We start from the raw sequence: 17,086 nt of genomic DNA, 5'->3' as shown, positions 1-17,086 counted from the left end.
CTGATTCTTCGTCATTCCTTGCAGAGTCCGTCACGCGTATGTCCCAAACGGTCACGATCCAGTCCCGCACCTGTCCTCCCTTGCATGTCGACGCACTGATTCGCGCCGGGCTGCATCCGGTGCTTGCCCGCCTTTACGCGGCGCGCGGCGTCGAGCAGGCGGATGACATCGAAACCGGCATCGACCGGTTGTTGCCGCCCGCGGCGCTCATGGGCATCGAGCAGGCGGCCGCGCGACTCGCCGATGCCATCGACGACCGCCGCCGCCTGCTGGTCATCGCCGACTACGACTGCGATGGCGCCACTGCGTGCGCCGTCGCCGTGCGCGGCCTGCGGATGCTCGGCGCCGATGTCGACTATCTCGTGCCGAATCGTTTCGAGTATGGCTATGGCCTGACGCCGGAAATCGTGGCGCTGGCAATGTCGCACCCGCGCCGCACACCCGAGTTGCTGATCACGGTCGACAACGGCATCGCGAGCGTCGACGGGGTCGCGGCCGCTCGCGCCGCCGGGGTCGACGTCGTCGTCACAGATCACCACCTCCCGGGAGATACGCTGCCCGACGCCTGCGCCATCGTCAATCCGAACCAGCCGGGCTGCACGTTTCCAAGCAAGCACATCGCAGGTGTGGGCGTCATGTTTTATGTCCTGCTGGCCACACGCGCCGTCATGCGAGACCGCGGACGCTTCCAGATGCCCGCTTCGCCATCCGGCACCGATCTCCCACGCCAGCCCAATCTGGCCACCTTGCTCGACCTCGTAGCGTTGGGCACCGTTGCCGACGTGGTCCGCCTGGATGCCAACAACCGCATCCTTGTCGACCAGGGATTGAAACGCATACGCGAGGGCAAGATGCAGCCGGGTCTCGCCGCGTTGTTCCGTGTGGCCGGCCGCGAGGCGCGACGTGCCGGCGTGCAGGACATGGGGTTCGCCGTAGGGCCGCGCCTGAACGCCGCCGGGCGTCTCGCCGATATGTCGGTGGGAATCGAATGCCTGCTGAGCGACGATGACGGCCGGGCCTGGGAATTGGCGCAATTGCTCGACGGCATGAATCGCCAGCGCCGCGATATCGAGAGCGGCATGCAGACCGAGGCGCTGGCGACCCTCACCGATGTAGACCCGGCACGCACGACGCTGGCCATCTTCGATCCGCAGTGGCATCAAGGCGTGATTGGCATTCTGGCGTCGCGGCTCAAGGAAAAGTTCTACCGTCCCACGATCACGTTCGCGCCGGCCACCGACGATCCCGTCGCACAAGGCGCGCCGGACGCATTGATCAAGGGATCCGGGCGCTCGATCCCCGGTTTCCATTTGCGCGACGCACTGGATCTGATCAGCAAGCGGCACCCCGGGTTGATCGACAAATTCGGCGGCCACGCGATGGCGGCGGGCCTGACGATGCGCGCGGACGCGCTCCCAACCTTCACGGACGCGCTGGAAGCGGTTGGTCGCGAATGGCTTCCCGCTCACGCGCTGCAGCGTGTCGTCGAAACCGATGGAGAACTGGAGGAAGCTTATTTCACCGCCACGTTCGTCGAACTGCTCGAGGCAGGCATCTGGGGGCAAGGGTTTCCCGCACCGGTCTTCTCCGGCGTTTTCGACGTTCGCGCACAGTCGCTGGTCAAGGAACGCCATTTGAAACTGCAGTTGTACCGCGGCAACCGACGCTACGACGCCATCTGGTTCAATCGCACCGAGACGCTGCCGGATCAGGCAATCGTCGCTTACCGGCTATCGCGCGACACTTATAACGGCGTCACCCGCGTGCAGATGATCGTCGAGCATGCGCACGGTTGCAACTAGGAATGGCCCGTTTCGGCCCGTGAAGCCCCGAGCATGGCGGGCCGATCAGCTATAATTCCACGATTCATCTCAAGCCTTACTGGAAAGACACATGGAAGCGGAACGTTTGAACGCAATCGACTCGACCATCGCCGATCTGCGGGTTCGTGCCTCCGACTTACGGGGGTATCTTTGACTTCGATGTCAAGGAAGCCAAGCTGATCGAAGTCAATAAGGAACTCGAAGATCCGAACGTCTGGAACGATTCGCAGCACGCCCAAGCGCTCGGCCGGGAGAAAAAACTCCTTGACGGGGTCGTGACCACGATCATCCAACTCGACGAAGACCTGGCGGGCACCGCTGAGTTATTCGAGCTGGCGCGCGAGGAAGGCGACGAAGAAACCCTCGAGGCCGTCGCCGCAGACGTGGACGGACTGCGCGCGCGCGTCGAAGGCATCGAATTCCGTCGGATGTTCAGCAACCCGGCCGATCCGAGCAACGCCTTCATCGACATCCAATCGGGTGCCGGCGGCACCGAGGCCTGTGACTGGGCGTCCATGCTGATGCGCCAGTACATGCGCTACGCGGAACGCAAGGGCTTCAAGGTCGAAATCCTCGAACAATCGGATGGTGACGTCGCCGGCATCAAGAGCGCCACGATCAAGATCGAGGGCGAATACGCGTACGGATATCTCCGTTCCGAAACCGGCGTGCATCGTCTGGTGCGGAAATCACCGTTCGATTCGTCGGGCGGTCGCCATACCTCGTTCAGTTCCGTGTTCGTGTATCCGGAAGTGGATGATTCGATCGAAGTCGACATCAATCCGGCAGACCTGCGGATTGATACGTACCGTGCGTCAGGCGCCGGCGGGCAGCACATCAACAAGACCGACTCGGCCGTGCGGATCACGCACATCCCGACAAATATCGTCGTGCAGTGTCAGAACGATCGATCACAGCACCGGAACCGCGCCGAAGCCATGGCGATGCTGCGCTCGAAACTGTTCGAAGCCGAATTGCGCAAGCGTCAGGCCGAGCAGGACAAGCTGGAAGCGGGCAAGACCGATGTGGGCTGGGGCCACCAGATTCGCTCGTATGTGCTCGACCAAAGCCGGATCAAGGACCTGCGCACGAACGTCGAAATCAGCAATACCCGCTCGGTGCTGGATGGTGACCTGGACGAATTCATCAGCGCCAGCCTGAAAATGGGCGTCACGTCGACCCGCCCGGACGTCTGACACCCGTGCCGTGCCGCGCTAAGATCGATGCGGCGCGGCGTCTCCCCCGCTCGACGCTTTTTTTGCAGCATTACCGTAGCCTAGAAACGACAAGATGACTGACAAGCCCACCCAGGCCGCGGACGGCGCCGCCACCGCACCGGCACTCGACGAGAACAAACTGCTCGAGGAACGCCGTGAGAAACTGAATACGCTGCGTACGCAAGGCCAGGCCTATCCAAACGACTTCTCGCCGATGCATCACGCCGCGGCGCTGCAAGCAGCCTATGAAACACAGGACAAGGAGACGCTGGAAGCGCAGCCGGTCACCGTGTCTATCGCCGGCCGGATGCTGCTGAAACGCGTGATGGGCAAGGCCAGCTTTGCGACCCTTCAGGACGACGGGGCACAGATTCAGTTGTTTGTCACGCGTGACGACCTGGGTGAAGACGTCTATGCGGCATTCAAGAAATGGGATCTGGGTGATATCGTCGCGGCCAGCGGAACGCTGATCCGGACGAAGACCGGTGAACTGTCGGTACGCTGCACGACACTGCGCCTGATGAGCAAGTCACTGCGGCCGTTGCCGGACAAATTCCACGGCCTGGCGGACCAGGAAACGCGCTATCGCCAGCGTTATGTCGATTTGATCGTGACACCCGAGGCACGTCGCACCTTTGTCAACCGGACGAAGATCATCGCGGCGCTGCGGTCGCACATGAGCGATGCAGGCTTCCTCGAAGTGGAAACGCCGATGCTGCACCCCATTCCGGGCGGTGCCAGCGCCAAACCGTTCGTGACCCATCACAATGCGCTGGATATGCAGATGTATATGCGTATCGCGCCCGAGTTGTACTTGAAGCGGCTGATCGTCGGCGGCTTCAACCGCGTGTTCGAAATCAACCGGAATTTCCGGAACGAGGGCGTGTCACCACGCCACAATCCTGAATTCACGATGATGGAGTTCTACGCCGCGTACACCGACTATCGCTGGTTGATGGACTACACCGAAGCCTTGATCCGTGATGCGGCCATCGCCACGTTGGGGAATGCGTCGATTTCCTACCAGGGTCGAGCGCTCGATTTCACGAAGCCGTTCCATCGGTTGACGATCAAGCAGGCGATTCAGGCGCACACCGATTACACCGACGCGCAACTCGATGATATCGACGTAGTGCGCACCGAGCTGAAAAAATTCGGCGTGGATACGCAGTCGGGGCCGATGAAAACAGCCGGCATTGGTGCATTGCAATTGGCGCTGTTCGAGGAAACCGCGGAATCCAAGCTGTGGGAGCCGACGTTCATCATCGACTATCCGGTGGAAACGTCGCCCTTGGCGCGTGCATCGGACGCGGATCCGGGAATCACCGAACGATTCGAGTTGTTCATCACCGGCCGCGAAATTGCCAATGGCTTCTCCGAGTTGAATGATCCGGAAGATCAGGCGGCGCGCTTCCGCAAGCAGGTTGAACAAAAGGACGCCGGTGATGACGAGGCCATGTTCTACGATGCGGACTACATTCGGGCATTGGAACATGGCATGCCGCCCACCGGCGGTTGCGGCATCGGCATCGATCGCCTCGTAATGCTGCTGACCGACAGTGCGAACATCCGCGATGTCATCCTGTTCCCGCATCTACGCAAGGAAGAGTGATTGCCGGGTCGCACGGGAGCGCTATGCGCCGCACTCGCGCGGCCGACAGAAAAACGACCCATCCTGGCGTCAATTTTGCTTTACTCCGATCAGCCGTCGGGCGTCCAGCAGAGCAGACAGCACCATCGCGACGTACAAACGCTCGCAACTGCTTACATTATGAAACGCCCGACGTGCATGGGATCACCGATACTTATTACACAATAAATCAGTAAAAAAAGTGAATCGGAGGAATGCATCATGGAACCGGTCAATCAACGCGCACACGGCCTGGTAAATAGGTCACGAATTCACCCGCTGGTGGCCACGGCAGCAGGCGCGGTCATCGTGGCCTGCGGCGTAGGCGTCGCGGCAATGACGGGTGTCCTGCCCCGTGCGGGCGGTCAAACAGCCGCGAACGCGGTGCCGCCCACACCGGCGACCGCGCAGTATGCACAAAATACCGCGCCCACCGGACAGGTTCTACCGCAAGCAACGGCGCCGGCCGCACCACCGCCGGTGCAACGCGTCGCCGAAAATACCCCGCCGCCGTCACCCGCACCGGCCATCTGCCATAGCTGCGGCACTGTAACGTCGATCAACGCCTATAAGGTGGAAGGTCATGGCACAGGTCTCGGAGCGGTAGGCGGTGCGGTAGCCGGCGGCCTGGTGGGTTCGGCGTTCGGTGGCGGTCATGGCCGGATTGCGACAACGCTGCTGGGCGCGGCGGGGGGCGGTTACGCAGGCAATGCGATCGAGCGCAATGTGCGTAGCACCACCAACTACCGGGTGACCGTGAGAATGCAGGATGGCAGCTATCGCACCTTCCGGTACGCCAGCTCGCCGCCAGTCTCCGAAGGTCAGCGCGTGCATGTCGAGAATGGCGTGTTACGTGCAGGGTAAGCGGCTGCCCTTATTGCCCGCATGACGTGTTGGAAAAAGCCCCTACCGCATGGCGATGCGTTGCATGCGGCTGGGGCTTTTTCACTTGCCGCTGCCGAAACGACGTCGCAGACGTAGGCAACAGCCGTATTTCCGCTGTATCCGGCTCTCAGCGCTCAGGCCGATCAATAATCCGCTTCCTCGATCCATGCCGCCTGAATCGCTTCGAGAATTTTCTCGTTGGAACGGTCCGGCGCGTCGTCGAAACCGTCAAGGGCCATGACCCATTTGTGCAGATCGGTGAAGCGCACCAGCGTCGGATTTTGATCCGGCATGGCTTCGGACAAGGCGATCGCAATGTCGTTCGTATCGGTCCACTTCATCGTGTTACTCCTGTTTGCCCTGACGTTGCCCGGTCGTCGCGTTCGATTTCCAGGCCTCCATCGCGCCCCCGCGGGCTCAATGACCTTCCTTCGCGTGATTGATTGTATAGCGCGGGATCTCGACAACGACATCGGTATCTGCCGGGACAAATGCCTGGCATGACAGACGTGACGTCGGCTCCAGCCCCCAGGCCTTGTCCAGCATGTCGTCCTCGTCTTCCTCGGAGGGCGTCATATCATCGAAACCCTCGCGGATCACAACGTGGCAGGTCGTGCAGGCACATGACTTCTCACATGCGTGTTCGATCTCGATGCCATGTTCGAGCAGATTGTCACAAATAGACTTCGACACATCCGCGTCGATCACCGCGCCGTCAGGACACAGATGCGCGTGGGGTAATACGACAATGTGAGACATTTCAGTTGATTTCCCGGATATCCTTGCCAGCCAAAGCCCGTCGGATGCTCTGATCCATTCGACGAGCGGCAAATTCGTCGGTGACTGCCGACAGTGCCTTCGATGCGGCGTCGATCGCATCGAGATTATCGCCTTCGAGCACTGCTCGCAGCGCGGCAAATTTCGCCTCGATGGTCTTCCGCTCCTCATTGTTCAACAGCGCACCGTCCTCGATGATTGCCGCCGCCGTTGCGTCCAGCAAACGGCCCGCATCGACCTGCGCCTCGCGCAACGCTCTTGCCTTCATATCGGACGCAGCGCTGGTATAGCTGTCCTGCAACATTCGCGTGATATCTTCGTCGCCGAGGCCGTACGATGGCTTGACCGACACCTGTGACTCCACACCCGACAGGTCCTCACGTGCCGTTACCGACAACAATCCGTCCGCGTCCACCTGATAAGTGACGCGGATGCGCGCCGCACCCGCGGTCATGGGCGGTATACCGCGCAGCGTAAAGCGTGCCAATGAACGGCAATCGTCGACCAACTCGCGTTCGCCCTGCAGTACATGGATGGCCATGGCGGTCTGCCCGTCCTTGAACGTCGTGAATTCCTGCGCGCGGGCAACGGGAATGGTGGAATTGCGCGGAATAATTTTTTCGACCAGCCCGCCCATTGTTTCAACGCCCAACGACAAGGGGATGACATCGAGCAGCAGCCAGTCATCGCCATCGCTGCGATTACCCGCAAGCAAGTCCGCCTGGATCGCCGCCCCCACTGCCACGACCTGATCGGGATCGATATCGGTCAGCGGCGCCTGGCCAAAGTACGCCTCCACGGCGCGCCGCACACAGGCCATGCGTGTCGCGCCGCCCACCAGTACGACGCCCTTGACGTCTTGCGGTGTCAGGCCCGCGTCGCGCAGCGCGCGCCGCGTCGGAGCAAAAGTGCGCTTGACCAGCGCGTCCACCCAGATGCCAAATTGCGCCTCCGTGAAGGCGAAGTCGATTGTCTGCCCTGACGACAGCACCGCATGCACGCGTGCCTTGAATGCAGTATCCGTGGCGCCAGACAGACTTTCCTTGGCAGCCCGCACCCGATCGAGCAACAGGCGGATGTCCTCCGCCGGCAGGCTGTCCAGGGAAAGGCCGGCCTCAGTCAACAATGCAGTCAACACCGCATGATCGAAGTCATCGCCACCCAATGCCGTGTCGCCACCGGTGGCCAACACTTCGAATACGCCGTGCGTCAACTTCAAGATCGATAAATCGAACGTGCCGCCGCCCAAGTCATAAACCGCGTAGACGCCTTCGGCGCCGTTATCCAACCCGTAGGCGATAGCGGCAGCCGTCGGTTCATTCAGCAGACGGAGGACCTCGAGTCCGGCCAACTGCGCGGCGTCTTTGGTGGCCTGACGTTGCGCTTCATCGAAATAAGCCGGTACGGTGATCACCGCGCCGACGATCTCGTCACCCATCGTCGCTTCGGCACGCTGCTTCAGCACCGCAAGGATATCGGCGGACACGTCGACAGGGCTCTTGACACCCTGCACCGTTTCCAGTTTGACCATGCCCGGCGCATCAACGAAGGTATAGGGCGCGTGCGTGCGTTGCGCATCGGCCAGCCCCCGCCCCATGAAACGCTTGACCGAAATAATGGTATTTCTGGGATCCTGTGCCGCCTCGCGCTTGGCGGCAAGACCAACGCGACGGGTGCCGTCGGACAGGTAGCGCACAACCGAAGGCAACAGCGGATGCCCCGACTCATCCGGCAGCACATCCGCGACGCCGTTGCGCATGGCGGCAACCAACGAGTTGGTGGTACCCAGGTCGATTCCCACGGCGATACGGCGCTCGTGCGGCGCCGGCGCCATCCCGGGTTCTGAAATTTGTAGTAACGCCATGTGTGATATTCCGGTACGGCTGCGGCGGGATACGTACACCCGCGGCAGAAACGGCCTGCTATGCGTCTTCGAGCCGCTCGATCTGCTTGCGCGCGGCGTCCGCCACTTTCTGGATAAAGAGCAATTCCCGCGCCGTTTCCGCCGCGGGCTGGTCGGCTTGACTATCGAGCCAGCCCGCCAGTTTGTCGAACCGTTGTCGGCTGGCGTCCTGCAACTCGCGCAGCATCGCATCCAAGGCGCCGACGTTCGACGCCGCCGCGGCATCCTCGATGGCTTCGCGCCACGCGATCTGTTGCATCAGGAATGCCGGCGCAATGGCGGTATTGCGCTCGGCGCTCGCGTCGATACCCCGCAGCGTTAGCAAATATAAGGCCCGTGCCAGCGGATCTCGCAGCGTTTGATATCCCTCGTTGGCGCGCGTGGCCCATTGCATCGCGATGCGCTTTTGCGCCTCGCCCGCCGAGGCGAAGCGGTCTGGATGCACCTGCGATTGAATCGTGCGGTAGCGCTGCGCCAGCACGTCGGCATCGACAGCGAATTGACGTGGGAGACCGAATAAATCGAAATGGTCGGCGTCGGCGCGCGCCAATGCCGGTGCCGCCTGCTTGACAGCATCGAGCGTATCCTCCGCGCCCGGCACCCCCTGTTCTCCTGCCTGCATCTTCGCGCGACTCGTCACCGTGCGCGCAGCACGCATCTCGTCAGACACGGAAGGATTCGCCACAACCGCACTCGTCTTTCACATTTGGATTATTGAACTTGAACCCTTCGTTCAAGCCCTCCCGTGCAAAGTCGAGTTCGGTGCCATCGATATACGCAAGACTCTTCGGGTCCACCACGACCTTGACGCCGTGGCTCTCAAAGACCTGATCTTCCGCTTCCAACGCATCCACGTACTCAAGCTTGTAGGCGAGCCCTGAACAACCCGTGGTCCGCACGCCCAGGCGCAAACCCACACCCTTGCCCCGGCGAACCAGGAACTTGGATACGTGTTGCGCCGCCTTTTCCGTCAACGTGATTGCCATGACCTTCCTGTCTCTATTCTCAAGCGGCCGCAGCCGACGACGTCGCCGTCGACTCGACACCTGCCGCGCCGTGCCGCGCGCGATAGTCGGCGATTGCCGCCTTGATAGCATCTTCCGCCAAAATCGAGCAATGGATCTTGACCGGCGGCAACGCCAGCTCTTCAGCAATCTCCGCGTTCTTGATTGCCGCTGCCTGATCGAGCGTCTTGCCCTTGACCCACTCCGTGATCAGCGAACTGGACGCGATGGCGGAACCGCATCCATATGTCTTGAACTTCGCGTCTTCGATGATGCCGTCGGCGCCCACGCGGATCTGCAATTTCATCACGTCACCACACGCCGGCGCGCCAACCATGCCGGTTCCAACACTATCGTCGTTCTTGTCAAACGACCCGACATTGCGGGGATTTTCGTAGTGGTCGAGGACCTTGTCGCTATATGCCATTTCACATTCTCCTGAATCAGTGCGCGGCCCACTGGATCGAATTCAGATCGATGCCGTCTTTGTACATTTCCCACAGAGGCGACAGGTCACGCAGCTTGTTGATCTTGCTCTTCATCAAAGCGATAACGAAGTCGACTTCCTTCTCCGTCGTGAACCGGCCAAGCGTGAAACGAATCGAGCTGTGCGCCAATTCATCGTTGCGGCCCAAGGCGCGCAGCACGTAAGACGGTTCCAGCGACGCCGACGTACAGGCAGAGCCCGATGACACGGCAACATCCTTCACGGCCATGATCATCGATTCGCCTTCAACGTAGTTGAAGCTGATATTCAGATTGTGGGCGACCCGGTGCGTCAGGTCGCCATTCACGTAAATTTCTTCGAGTTCGTTCAGGCCATTCAGCAGACGGTCGCGCAACGCGCCGACGCGGGCATTTTCGTTGACCATTTCTTCACGCGCCAAACGGAACGCCTCGCCCATGCCGACAATCTGGTGCGGTGCGAGCGTGCCCGAACGCATGCCGCGTTCATGACCACCGCCGTGCATTTGTGCCTCAATCCGCACGCGTGGCTTACGGCGCACATACAAGGCCCCGATACCCTTCGGACCGTAGGTCTTATGCGCAGAGAACGACATCAGGTCGACATCCAGCTTTGCCAGGTCGATCTCGACCTTGCCCGTTGCCTGCGCCGCATCGACGTGGAAAATGATCGGCGTCTTACGGGCTTTCGCCGTCGCGCGCAACATCGCACCTATTTCGGCGATCGGCTGAATCACGCCAATCTCGTTGTTCACCATCATGATCGACACCAGGATCGTATCCGGGCGAATGGCCGCTTCCAGCGCCGCCATATCGATCAGACCGTTGTCCAGCACATCCAGATAGGTCGCTTCGAAACCTTGGCGCTCAAGCTCACGCACCGTATCAAGCACGGCCTTGTGCTCGGTCTTGACCGTGATGATGTGCTTGCCGTTGCCCTTGTAGAAATTCGCGGCCCCTTTTATGGCAAGGTTGTCCGACTCCGTTGCCCCTGATGTCCAGACGATTTCTCGCGGGTCTGCGTTAACCAGCAATGCCACCTGCTCGCGCGCCAGCTCGACAGCCTTCTCGGCATCCCAACCGTATTTGTGACTGCGCGAGGCCGGGTTCCCGAACGACCCATACAGGAACGGGATCATCGCATCGGCAACGCGCGGGTCCGTCGGCGTCGTCGCGCTGTTATCCATGTAGATCGGCATCGTGACGTCTACATTCAGGCGAGACTTCAACGTGGCCAAATCCGTTTGCAGGTGAGGAATGTCGTTATTCATTATCTTGGGTACTCCACCATCTTGAAGGACACCGCGCAGTCAAGCGCGGCCATCCCGTGAAACCGTTGCGTCGCGTGAAAAACACGACGCGCTACGCTCGATACCGCGCCAGTCGTGACATCGGCATCATTGCGCATCCACCACAACGCGTCACGAACGCGCCAGGTTGAACACCGAATTCGGCCCACGTGGCACAACGCGCGCTGGCGGTTCGATCGTGCTCTGGGTGGTTTGACGACGCTCGCGCACCACGGTCGCCGGCTGATCCTTTGCCTGCTGGTCAACCAGATCCTGCAGCGAGACGGAATCCAGATATTCGACCATCTTCCGATTCAGTGTCGACCATAGCTCGTGCGTCATGCAATGGCCGCTCGGCTGCTTCGCGCCTTCACATTCACCCTTGCCACCACACTGCGTTGCATCGATCGGCTCATCGACAGCGATGATGATGTCCGCTACCGACACGTCCGCCGCACGGCGGGCCAGATTGTATCCGCCACCCGGCCCCCGCACGCTTTCGACGATTTCATGTCGGCGCAATTTTCCGAACAATTGTTCCAGGTACGACAGAGAGATTTTCTGGCGCTGACTGATGCCCGCGAGCGTCACCGGACCTTGGTCCTGGCGGAGCGCCAAATCGATCATCGCGGTTACTGCAAAACGGCCTTTTGTCGTGAGTCTCATCAGGGAGCCTCGCATTCAAGTGAGTGTTTCGACTGCCAAGGCATGAATCGGGTCGGATCTTGCCATTCGACCATGCGGACCTGCCTACTCCTACCGTGTGGCAACGTCCTGCCTTTTCGTCGGAAAGCCGGGTAGCGCGACAAACGCATCAATCCCGACAACTTTCGTCAAGTATAAATCCCCTAGCAAAATAGTCAAGTTTTCGCCCGGTCTTCCGCCCTGAAATCATGCCGGAAAGCAATAGGCAATATCACTCGACTAGGCCAGAGACGTCATTCTCCGCCTTTTGGCCTATTTCTGCAGCGCACGGCGTCTCGCACACGGCCTTGCCTCGACCGCTGGGGGCAATTAAATTACGGCGTACCCGCCCCCTGCTGCGCCAGTTCTTTATTGCGGCGCTGCAGGAATGCAATCAAGCCCTGTACGCCTGAGGCCTGTACTTTCGAGGTGAACTGCGGTCGATAGGCTGCAATGAGCCAAAGATTGGCGACATTGACGTCATAGATCCGCCAGCCATTCGCGCCCTTTTCAAGCCGATAGGCCACCGGATAGGGCTGGCCTCCGCTGATGACGTCGGTCTGCACCACCACGTCGGTGGCGTCGGCGGCAACCCGCACGGGCTTTACATTGACCGTCTGATCACCCACTTTGGCCGCCGCACCCGCGTACAAATGGATCAGCAGCAATTCAAACTGCTGCACCAGATCATCACGCTGGGCTTCGGTCGCATCCCGCCAGGCCGGACCCAGGGCCAAGCGCGTGGTCTTGCGAAAATCCGTATACGGCAGCAACTGCGTATTGACGACCTGTTCAATGCGATGTGTATCGCCCGCCTTGATTTGTGGGTCCGCCTTGATCGTATGCAAGATCGACGCCGATAGCGTTTCAATCAACGACTGCGGCGTGCTGTCGTCGACGCTGGTGCCCGCTTTTGCCGTTGCGTGCACTTGCGCCATCGTCGTCTGAGCTGCCGCGCTTCGCACGATGCCCTGGAGACCACACGCCAGACTAACGGACAGCACGGCCGCCAGCGCGCACCGCGTGCGCCGGGACGCGCGCGGCCCATGTATTGCCACAGTCACGGTATCTCGCATCGCATTTCCTTTTCTTATCGTGCCAAACGCTCAGGTTAGCACGCGATGGTCTCGTGACGACGCGACATCGGGGTTTGCGGCCATGGCGTGAACGTCGGCACGGCTCGTACGGATGAAGCGGCGCGTCAGCAGCACCGCCGCAACGCTCAACCCCGCCACCAGACCGCACCACATTCCCGCCGGGCCCCAATCCATATCGAGGCATAGCCAGATGCCCACGGGCATCCCGACGCACCAATAAGCAAACAAGGTGACGATCATTGGCATTCGGGTGTCCTTATAGCCGCGCAGTGCGCCATTGGCGGTTACTTGCAGGGCATCCGACAACTGGAACAGGCCTGCCAGTCGCAACAAGACCACCGCGCCCGCAGCCACCGTCGCATCTCCGGTATATAGCCCGATGATGGGTACCGGCAGCAGCAGCATCATCAGGATCGGGACGAGTTGCACGCGAAGCGCAAGCGCTATTCCGACTTGCCCCGCGATCCGCGCCCCCTCGGCATCGCCCCGGCCGCGCGCACCGGCAACGCGCACCGAAACCGCCATCGCCATCCCCAGGGGAATCATAAACGTCAGCGAAGCCACATTCAGCGCGATTTGGTGCATCGACACCGCGGTGTCGCCGAGCCGCCCGATCACCAGCGCCGTCGCGATAAACAAGCTCCCTTCCATCAACCAGGTAACGCTACTTGGTAGACCATTTCGAATCAGGTCACGCCAGGTCGCCGTTTCAATTCGGGATGGCGCGTTTGCCGGGATAGTGGCGTGATGGGAGACGTCCGAGAGCGGCCCATCGCCTGACTGCTGTTTTCCAACCATGTTCACATCGGCAAACGGCCCCGCTGCCACAACGGTTCCCGCTCGCGTGACCGCAACGTCCCGAACGAACGCATAGCGACGATTTGAAACGATATACCAAGCAAAGCCCAACCCGATACACCACTCTACGATCGCGGTCGCGAGTCCGCAGCCAACCACGCCCATTGCCGGAATGGGTCCGGCACCATACATCAACGTGTAGCCAACAGGCGCCAGCAGTATCGGGCCCAGCAAGCCAAACGCCAAACTCGGTCGCGGCATCGATAGTCCTTCGGACAGACCGCGACAGACGAAATACAACCCCAAGGCGGGCGCCCCCGCGGCAATGGCATGCAGGAAATAGCCCGCGTCGCGCGCGAGGTCGGGTGTCACGCCAAATGCATTGATCACCACCGGACCACCGAACCACAGGACCACTGACAGCGAGGCACCGAACACGATACCCATCACGGCCGCCTGACGAAATAAGGGCCAGACTTCCTCCAGCCGTTTAGCGCCAACAAGATGCGCTACGGCCGCCGGCAACGCCGACATCAAACCACTGATGGCGATGTACGCCAATCCCCATACGCCCGCCCCGATTGCAACGGGCGCCAGCACGGCGGGACCGAGATGCCCCGCCAAGATCACGTCGACGACATTCATCGCCATGCCAGCCAATTGCGTTGCAATCAACGGCAATGCCAACGGCAACAGCGCCCGCACTTCGGCACGTCGATCAGCGGCGTCGAATCGAAGGAAGGGCGGCAAGAACCTCGCCAAGCCAGCAAACGGAAGACAAAGCAGACGCGCAAGAGCGCATGGAAAGCGATTGGGATACGACATGACAAACTCAAGATCGAAACGCGCGCCAACTGGAATCGAGCGGCAGGCGCGTGTACAGCGGATAGTGCAGGTACCACGACGTGACGCGTCGATCCGCGAAGCGGAAGGCGGCCAGCAGGAGGAGTTCGAGAATAACAGCCAAATCGGCGCAACGCTATTCATTCGCGTCAAACCCGGACAAATTACCGAAGTGGCGCAAGAGATCAGCCGGGGACCGATCACTGGGCGGTTTGGTCCTTGCTTGTTGGCCGCAATGGCTGACGATGCACGGGAAAAGCGCCATCACATGACAGGCAGTGCGCAAGGAAAAAGGGCGACTTCCAAGAAGTCGCCCTCCGCCGGTCTAATGCCGGTTACCTCACTCCGTCCCCAACTTGCCTTTTGTTCTTCAAACCGGCACGTCAATGCGTATCGATTTTTTTCATCTTATCCTTCATATCACCAAACGCCGCCTGAGCTTTCCCACCGAGTTCCTGTGCTCGCCCCTTCGCCTCAGTACTGGGCTTGCCCGTCGCTTGGCCAATCATCGATTTCGCCTTGCCAGCCAGCTCTTTCGCACGGCCAGCGATCTGGTCCTTGTTCATCTCGCCTCCTTCCGCCCTCGGGCGTCTGATGCGTTAACATGCGCTACGCCATAGACCGAATTCGACCCGCATGGTCAGATCAATGGCGCGTGTGCAGTATCACGCCCGCTCGTTCCGTCGAATATCCGTCAGTGGACGATTCACGAGTAGGACGTGTCTTACAAATAGACCGGTATCGTGTTCCCGTAAATGGTTTTTACCAAAGAAGACACACGCCACGCGGAAACAAGGGCAACGCTCCTCCCTCCGCACAACGCCGACGGCACGAACAGGAAGGATTATATCGAGATGAATATTGATAAATTTCTTTATGAAAAGCGGATGAACTTACTTTAAATCAATTTATATTTAACGATTAATTTAAACAATCGTTCAATAAAAATTGCATTGCATTATTCTAATACCCATAATCTGTCGCTATAATACAAATCGAATACCGTAATGCGATATTCTGTTTGTCGACGGGAATGCGGGAGACGTAGACTCCATTTCAGCCGACGATAGCGAATGTCTTTTGCATGCAAGCGACGCTTATGACGGCGGGTACAGTCAGCTTCCTGGCTGTTTTATCTGCGATGGCGCGGAGTTGATCGTGAAAAAGTTTCTGCATCCTGCTACAGCAATTGTCGCCTTTGTTGCCGCTTCCACCTTGGCCATCGTGCCCACCGTATCCAATGCGGCGGTCTATACGAACGGCACGGCAACGGCCACCTTCCTGGTTTCATTGACACTTCAGGCGAATTGCACGATTGCAACAACCGCATTGAACTTCGGTACCAGTGGGGTGCTGACCGCCGCGATCAACCAGCAGTCGTCATTGACGGTCAATTGCACCAACACGACGCCATATAACGTCGGCCTGGACGCGGGCACGGTATCCGGCTCGACCGTGGCGGGGCGGCTGATGGCGGGTACCGCGACGGGCAATACGGCGACGGTGCCTTTCCAATTGTATTCAGATACCGGTCGCACGACGGTGTGGGGCAACACGCAAGGAACCAACACCGTGGCGGGAACGGGTAGCGGTGCGACACAGTCACTTACTGTTCATGGCCAGGTGCCCACCCAAACCACCACACCGCGACCCGACACGTATCAAACGACGGTCACGGCGACGGTCTACTTCTGATCGTCCGTTACCGCCGCACGCGATAGCGAGGGTCGCCTCGCGTGTAACCCGAAGCATGCTGGCGGATAAGGGTAGCAACATGAAGACAACGCGCGGGTCGCATCAAATTCGAACCTGGGTGCGTTGGGCGGCGTACAGCGTTCTGGCAGGCCTTTTATCGGCGGGCGGACAGGCGTGGTCCGCCAGCCTGCAGATTTCTCCCGTCACCGTCGAGTTTGACACTCAGACCAATGCGGTCGGCCTGACTTTACGCAATCCGGGTGATCAACCACTTTACGGCCAGGTGCGGGTCTTCTCGTGGAATCAGTCCGAAGGACAGGATGCGCTATCGGCCACCGACGACCTCATCGCCAGCCCGCCCCTGATCCAAATCGCGCCACGCTCCGAGCAATTGGTGCGTCTGGTCCGGCGCAATGTGCGCGCGTCCGCGACCGAGCAAAGCTATCGATTGCTGATAGACGAGCTGCCGACACCAAGCGATACCCCATCCGGTGGCGTCACGATTCGACTCCGCTATTCGGTCCCCGTTTTCATCGCCGGCACTGCCGGCACCCTGGAGCAGGCCGCGCGCGCGGCAGGGGGAAATGGCGCGAGTACCGGACCAGGTGCCGCCGCCATGAATGCCGCCATTCCGCCGCTGGACTGGCGACTTTTTCGACGTAACGGTAAATGGGTGCTGCGCGCCGCAAATGGCGGTGTGCGTCGCGCACAGATCGCCAACGTTCATATCGGTGACGGCCAGCATCGTTACGAAATCAACAAAGGTCTCCTAGGCTATGCGTTGGCGGGGCAAGCGCGAGAATGGGAAGTGCCGATTCCAGAGGATGCGCGCTTGCGTCCGACGGAGCCCTTGCAGGCAATGATCAACGCGACAAGCAGCGAGGCAATCGTCAGCGTGTCACCGGGATCGGCGGTATCGCTGCGAAACTCGTCCGGTAAGGCAATGCCGGCGCTGGCGCATGCGTCGAGGTAGCGG

At 60.2% G+C, this 17,086-nt stretch carries 17 protein-coding genes; 6 read left to right on the top strand and 11 right to left on the bottom strand.

Annotation, left to right across the window (positions count from 1 at the left end):
* The first annotated feature begins 38 nt into the window (after positions 1-38).
* The 4 genes from recJ (at position 39) to SJQ66_RS21620 (ending at position 5,534) form a co-directional block, all read left to right on the top strand.
* Positions 39-1,802 carry a single-stranded-DNA-specific exonuclease RecJ gene (recJ, locus tag SJQ66_RS21635; RefSeq protein WP_320535326.1) on the top strand — a complete coding sequence of 588 codons (1,764 nt, stop codon included), beginning with the start codon at positions 39-41 and terminating at the stop codon, positions 1,800-1,802.
* Positions 1,803-1,893: 91 nt separating this feature from the next.
* Positions 1,894-3,019 (top strand): peptide chain release factor 2 gene (gene prfB, locus SJQ66_RS21630; RefSeq protein ID WP_096335527.1). Its coding sequence is split into 2 segments (ribosomal slippage): positions 1,894-1,974 and positions 1,976-3,019, totalling 1,125 coding nucleotides; the frame shifts between segments, so codons are not numbered across the junction.
* Between the two features lie 94 nt (positions 3,020-3,113).
* Positions 3,114-4,652 carry a lysine--tRNA ligase gene (gene lysS, locus SJQ66_RS21625; RefSeq protein WP_024902364.1) on the top strand — a complete coding sequence of 513 codons (1,539 nt, stop codon included), beginning with the start codon at positions 3,114-3,116 and terminating at the stop codon, positions 4,650-4,652.
* A 240-nt stretch (positions 4,653-4,892) separates the two neighbouring features.
* Complete coding sequence (locus SJQ66_RS21620) at positions 4,893-5,534, top strand: glycine zipper 2TM domain-containing protein (RefSeq protein ID WP_024902363.1); 642 nt, start codon at positions 4,893-4,895, stop codon at positions 5,532-5,534.
* Positions 5,535-5,698: 164 nt separating this feature from the next.
* Here the strand turns inward: SJQ66_RS21620 and iscX are convergent, their stop codons facing one another.
* The 11 genes from iscX to SJQ66_RS21565 form a co-directional block, all read right to left on the bottom strand.
* Positions 5,699-5,896, bottom strand: a complete 198-nt coding sequence (gene iscX / locus SJQ66_RS21615; protein WP_024902362.1) for a Fe-S cluster assembly protein IscX — start codon at positions 5,894-5,896, stop codon at positions 5,699-5,701.
* Between the two features lie 76 nt (positions 5,897-5,972).
* Positions 5,973-6,314, bottom strand: coding sequence for an ISC system 2Fe-2S type ferredoxin (gene fdx / locus SJQ66_RS21610; RefSeq protein WP_024902361.1), 342 nt, complete (start codon positions 6,312-6,314; stop codon positions 5,973-5,975).
* A gap of 1 nt (position 6,315) precedes the next feature.
* Positions 6,316-8,196, bottom strand: a complete 1,881-nt coding sequence (gene hscA / locus SJQ66_RS21605) for a Fe-S protein assembly chaperone HscA (RefSeq protein WP_176025947.1) — start codon at positions 8,194-8,196, stop codon at positions 6,316-6,318.
* Between the two features lie 58 nt (positions 8,197-8,254).
* Positions 8,255-8,785 (bottom strand): Fe-S protein assembly co-chaperone HscB, encoded by a 531-nt coding sequence (gene hscB / locus SJQ66_RS21600; protein WP_046153471.1) that lies wholly within the window; start codon positions 8,783-8,785, stop codon positions 8,255-8,257.
* Positions 8,786-8,897: 112 nt separating this feature from the next.
* The gene (gene iscA / locus SJQ66_RS21595; RefSeq protein WP_024902358.1) at positions 8,898-9,221 is read right to left on the bottom strand and encodes an iron-sulfur cluster assembly protein IscA; all 324 of its coding nucleotides are present in this window, start codon (positions 9,219-9,221) and stop codon (positions 8,898-8,900) included.
* Between the two features lie 19 nt (positions 9,222-9,240).
* Positions 9,241-9,666: a Fe-S cluster assembly scaffold IscU gene (iscU, locus tag SJQ66_RS21590; protein WP_024902357.1), complete on the bottom strand. Its 426-nt coding sequence runs from the start codon at positions 9,664-9,666 to the stop codon at positions 9,241-9,243.
* A gap of 16 nt (positions 9,667-9,682) precedes the next feature.
* Positions 9,683-10,975, bottom strand: coding sequence for an IscS subfamily cysteine desulfurase (locus SJQ66_RS21585; protein ID WP_390173989.1), 1,293 nt, complete (start codon positions 10,973-10,975; stop codon positions 9,683-9,685).
* A 150-nt stretch (positions 10,976-11,125) separates the two neighbouring features.
* Entirely contained in the window at positions 11,126-11,659 is a 534-nt protein-coding gene (gene iscR / locus SJQ66_RS21580; RefSeq protein ID WP_024902355.1) for a Fe-S cluster assembly transcriptional regulator IscR, read from the bottom strand.
* A gap of 353 nt (positions 11,660-12,012) precedes the next feature.
* A complete protein-coding gene (locus SJQ66_RS21575) occupies positions 12,013-12,753 on the bottom strand; it encodes an MlaC/ttg2D family ABC transporter substrate-binding protein (protein WP_024902354.1) in 741 nt (246 codons plus the stop codon).
* 30 nt (positions 12,754-12,783) lie between these two features.
* A complete protein-coding gene (locus SJQ66_RS21570) occupies positions 12,784-14,322 on the bottom strand; it encodes an MATE family efflux transporter (protein WP_320535325.1) in 1,539 nt (512 codons plus the stop codon).
* A 476-nt stretch (positions 14,323-14,798) separates the two neighbouring features.
* Positions 14,799-14,981 carry a CsbD family protein gene (locus tag SJQ66_RS21565; protein WP_024902352.1) on the bottom strand — a complete coding sequence of 61 codons (183 nt, stop codon included), beginning with the start codon at positions 14,979-14,981 and terminating at the stop codon, positions 14,799-14,801.
* Positions 14,982-15,630: 649 nt separating this feature from the next.
* Here SJQ66_RS21565 and SJQ66_RS21560 point away from each other — a divergent pair.
* Together SJQ66_RS21560 and SJQ66_RS21555 are read left to right on the top strand one after the other, a co-directional pair.
* Complete coding sequence (locus tag SJQ66_RS21560) at positions 15,631-16,110, top strand: Csu type fimbrial protein (protein ID WP_320535357.1); 480 nt, start codon at positions 15,631-15,633, stop codon at positions 16,108-16,110.
* Between the two features lie 79 nt (positions 16,111-16,189).
* Entirely contained in the window at positions 16,190-17,083 is an 894-nt protein-coding gene (locus SJQ66_RS21555) for a fimbrial biogenesis chaperone (protein WP_081764805.1), read from the top strand.
* Positions 17,084-17,086 lie beyond the last annotated feature (3 nt).

The organism is Robbsia andropogonis (assembly GCF_034047095.1).
GTDB classification, from domain to species: domain Bacteria; phylum Pseudomonadota; class Gammaproteobacteria; order Burkholderiales; family Burkholderiaceae; genus Robbsia; species Robbsia andropogonis.
The sequence above is the reverse complement of the archived record's forward strand: the minus strand, read 5'-3'. Positions and strand labels throughout refer to the sequence as shown.